Consider the following 475-nt stretch of genomic DNA (forward strand, 5'->3'; position numbering starts at 1 on the left):
GGGCAAATCGGCCACGGCGCAGCTGATCCGGTTTGACGGGATGGGCATGGCCGTTTCGGCGGGCAGTGCCTGTTCTTCCGGCTCGCTGCGCACCAGCCACGTCCTGGATGCGATGGGTGTGGCGCAGCCGAACGAAGTGATTCGCGTTTCGCTCGGTCGGGAGACCACGGTGGACGCCGTGGGCCGTTTCGTTGCTGCCTGGCGCGCGATTGCGGGGCTGGCGTGATCTACCTCGATTACCAGGCGACCACGCCGCTCGCCCCGCAAGCGCGGGCCGCGATGTTGCCGTGGCTGGCCGGCCCCGAGGACGTGCGCGCCGGCTTTGCCAATCCACACAGCCCGCACCGCCCGGGCCGCGCGGCTGCAGCGGCGGGGGAGGGGGCCCGTGCGCAAGTGGCCGCGCTGTTTCCGCCAAGCGGGCGGGTGATCTTCACCTCGGGCGCGACCGAGGCGCTCAATCTGGCCATCGCGGGCG

At 71.6% G+C, this 475-nt stretch carries 1 protein-coding gene and 1 pseudogene; both read left to right on the plus strand.

Going from position 1 to position 475, the window contains the following annotated elements; translation table 11 throughout:
• A pseudogene (locus tag H926_RS35080) lies at positions 1-226 on the plus strand (aminotransferase); the annotation flags it as partial.
• Positions 223-475 (plus strand): aminotransferase class V-fold PLP-dependent enzyme (locus H926_RS29405; protein WP_043610738.1); only part of this gene is annotated, 253 nt, incomplete at its 3' end. The pseudogene H926_RS35080 and the gene H926_RS29405, both read left to right, overlap by 4 nt.

This window comes from Novosphingobium sp. B-7 (assembly GCF_000410615.1).
Taxonomy (GTDB): Bacteria; Pseudomonadota; Alphaproteobacteria; order Sphingomonadales; family Sphingomonadaceae; genus Novosphingobium; species Novosphingobium capsulatum.